Below are 3,076 nucleotides of genomic sequence, written 5' to 3' on the forward strand. Positions count from 1 at the left end.
GCGGCAATTGCGATATTTGGAACTGGTTTTATTACTGTTATTATTAATCAATTTACATCAGCAAAAAATATTATTATGGATTTATATAATTCTGATACTTGGTTGATTTGATTATTTGGCAGAATGGCAGTTTTGTTTAGTCATCCGTTAATGTTAACGATATCAAGTTTATATATTGTTGGGTTTATTGTTTCAAAAACATTGTATAGTTAGGAGTTGAGTTTATGAAAAAATCGTTATCTTTATTTGCCATATTTATTTTAACTTTTTTGGGTTTGGTTATTCCATTTATTACTTTAACGGCGTTTAGACCGTTAAATGAGGAGCATTATACGCTTAAACAAGAGAATAAAAAAAATATTACTGATAAAGGTATTAATGAAACTGATTTTATTAATACAATGTTTTTACGTAGCATTTTTTTTTGAAAATTGGTCGGAAACAAATTATTTTATTAATCCAACTTTAAAAACATCAAAAAAATTATTATTTAATGATAAATGGTATTTAGATTTTTTACAAGATAGTTATTCCACCGGAGTTGTTTATGATAAACCAGATGAAATATTTTTGAATTATTATCGACAATGACATAGTTTAAAAAATCAGTTTATGGTTGAAAAATTTTATGATGTTAAAAAAGAGAATTTTTTGAATGATTTAACTGATTTTATTTATGCTTTTGCCGTAAAATATAAAATGTTTCATGTATCGAAAAAAATTGTCGACAATGTTGACCGTTATAAAGAAAATCATTATCCAAGAGTTAAGTTGAAAGTAGAAAATTGAAAATTAGTTGATAAAAATAATTTTGATAATGAATTTAGTACAAAAAATAATAAATCATATTTGTTTCTTAATTTATTTGATGTAGGTAAATATGGTATATATTTAGCAAAAAATAATGCTAATATATCACAAAAAAGAAATAATATTTGATATTTAGAAACATATAATCCAAAAGATTTCGTAATGTTTAACACTGCAAATATAAAATCACTTTATCGTTGAAATGTTGTTGGTGAACCACAAACACCAACTATTGACAAAAACACCGGTGAAATTACTGATTGAAATAGTTATCAACAAACTCGCGTAAAAGAATTTATTGATTTATCTTTATATTCTGTTTTGGAAGAAAATATTAGGGTTCAGCAAGGGAGAAGTGCAGATTATGAAAATCCGAATAAGGTTGGTACAAAACGGATAATTTTTGATTTTGAGACGGTTGACGAGTTGGATGTTAAAAATATTAAAAAAGCAATTTATCGGATGATTTTGACTGTTGATGAGGCAAATTTAATTATTTCTGGTAGTTTGGAATTAAATAATATTAATAATGATGATTTAAGTTTTAATTTTAGTTTTATCCGAACGGGAATGGGTGAGGTTTTTAATTTTAATGGTTCAATTTATGCATCATTAAATAGTAAAGATTTAAAATATTATCAACAGTTTAGCGGTCAGTTTGATTTATCTAAGTTTTTACAGTCGTTTTTTGCAAGTGCTTTGGTGCCAGTGTTTCAAAATCGTAGTTCGTTTATTGAAAATGGATATATTGATAATTTACAGTATGATACTGTTTTAGTTAACTTTTTTGCGTTGAAATTACAAAATTTTAATAATATTTTGTTGAGTAAAAATATTATTAAAATTGCAATTTGATAAATTATTAAGTAGTATGTTTAAGATTTCACAGAAATTTTATACTAATTATTTACGCACGATTTTTCATTTAGAAAATAATACTTATGTTCAAGGTTATAATAAAAAATATGGTTTATTAGTAAATAATGGTTTTAAAATTTATCCACGATATTTTTATTTTTCAGATAAATATAAACAGTTAGATATTAAATTATATTCAGCATTTAAAAATCCGTTTTATACGATTAATAATTATGGTAGTGTTTTTAATTATGATTTTTCGGTTGCTAATAATTATGATATTAAGTTAAATTCGGGTTATGTTTTTGGCGGTAATTTACAAAATAAATACGGTTTGCAATATAAAAAAATTGAAGAACAAAAAATCGGTTATAATGTTTTTGAATTGCAAGCACAAAAAGAGAATGATATGTACCGATATTATGATTTTAATTTTGGGATTTATAACTGACAAGAGATTAATAATGGTGGGTTGTTTCCAGATAAACAATGATTTCAAGTGCAATATGTAACGCGAGAGGGTTGATGAGATTTTGGTGCTCATATTAAAAATGCGGTAATTTGAATTGTCAACACTATTCCTGGTGTTAAACAAGTTAATGAATTAGCGAGTGGTGTTCGTAAGGTTTTTGAAACAGTATATAGTTTTTTTAGTCAAATATTTGAGGTATGAAAATTTAATACAGCATTGTATAGTACAATAACAAATATCTTTTTATTAATTATTTTTATGAAATTTGTGCGATTAATATAAAAAAGAAACTGTTATTAAGTTCCTTTTTGTTCTTTTCAATCAGTAATTTTACCGGTATTTTTGTCAATGGTAGGTATTTGTGGTTCACTATCACCAACTCAACTATAAAGTGATTTTATATTTGCAGTGTTAAACATTACGAAATCTTTTGGATTATATGTTTCTAAATATCAAATATTATTTCTTTTTTGTGATATATTACCATTATTTTTTGCTAAATATATACCATATTTACCTACATCAAATAAATTAAGAAACAAATATGATTTATTATTTTTTGTACTAAATTTATTATCAAAATTATTTTTATCAACTAATTTTCAATTACTATCTTTTGGTGGTTGTTGTGGATTATATTGTGGTTCTGGTTGTGGATTATTACCTCCCCAGTTTTCATTATTATTTTCTTTTTTACAACTAATTAATGATGCTATACTTGTTGCGGTTAATCCGATTGCTCCTATTATGCTAAGTATTCTTTTCATTTATATTGCTCCTTTTTATTTTTTTATATATAATTGATCTTATTACATATCAATTATATATCAATTATTCGTATTAAATATTAATTTTATATATTTTTGATGGTAGGTGTAAATTAATGAAATATATTATTAATAATTTTAATTTGTTTGATTTACAAGCAAAATTAAA

The 3,076-nt window shown here is 24.0% G+C and carries 2 protein-coding genes and 1 pseudogene; 2 read left to right on the forward strand and 1 reads right to left on the reverse strand.

Annotation, left to right across the window (positions count from 1 at the left end):
• On the forward strand, window positions 1-213 hold a 213-nt coding region (locus C6B38_RS01585; RefSeq protein ID WP_105298399.1), incomplete at its 5' end, for a hypothetical protein.
• Between the two features lie 11 nt (window positions 214-224).
• Window positions 225-2,422 (forward strand): annotated as a pseudogene (locus C6B38_RS12270) (spiroplasma phage ORF1-like family protein).
• A gap of 14 nt (window positions 2,423-2,436) precedes the next feature.
• Here the strand turns inward: C6B38_RS12270 and C6B38_RS10500 are convergent.
• Complete coding sequence (locus tag C6B38_RS10500; protein ID WP_105298400.1) at window positions 2,437-2,907, reverse strand: lipoprotein; 471 nt, start codon at window positions 2,905-2,907, stop codon at window positions 2,437-2,439.
• Between the last annotated feature and the right edge of the window lie 169 nt (window positions 2,908-3,076).

This window comes from Spiroplasma sp. ChiS (genome assembly GCF_002968355.1).
GTDB classification, from domain to species: Bacteria; Bacillota_I; Bacilli_A; order Mycoplasmatales; family Mycoplasmataceae; genus Spiroplasma; species Spiroplasma citri.